This is a genomic window from Neisseria sp. HMSC70E02, assembly GCF_001838645.1.
Classification (GTDB): domain Bacteria; phylum Pseudomonadota; class Gammaproteobacteria; order Burkholderiales; family Neisseriaceae; genus Neisseria; species Neisseria macacae.
Map to the genome: position 1 here is coordinate 1 of NZ_KV838106.1, position 315 is coordinate 315.

Genomic DNA, 315 nt, shown 5'->3' on the forward strand with positions numbered 1-315 from the left:
TATAGGTAACGGTTTCGCCCAGGTTGACTTTGTCCGCATTGCCATTGTCCGCTGCAATGTTCAGACCTTTGTTCAACTCTTTACCAACCTCGTTCAATGCGTCTTGAACGGTGTGTACAGGTGTACCTGCCGTACCGTCGGCATGATTGACGGTAAAGTTAGGTGCTGCGATAGAACCGTCCGCACCAACGGTCGTATTCAGCGCTGTTGCCAACGGTTTGATTTGGCTGACGTTCACTCCGTCGGTGTCTTCCGTACCTTTGGCTATGTTGGCAATTTTATTGCCGCCGTTGTTCAGACCGGCAGTAGTCAGTG

General features: G+C 51.1%; 1 pseudogene. It reads right to left on the reverse strand.

What is annotated here, in order from left to right:
- Nucleotides 1–315, reverse strand: a pseudogene (locus HMPREF3277_RS09040) (hypothetical protein); the annotation flags it as partial.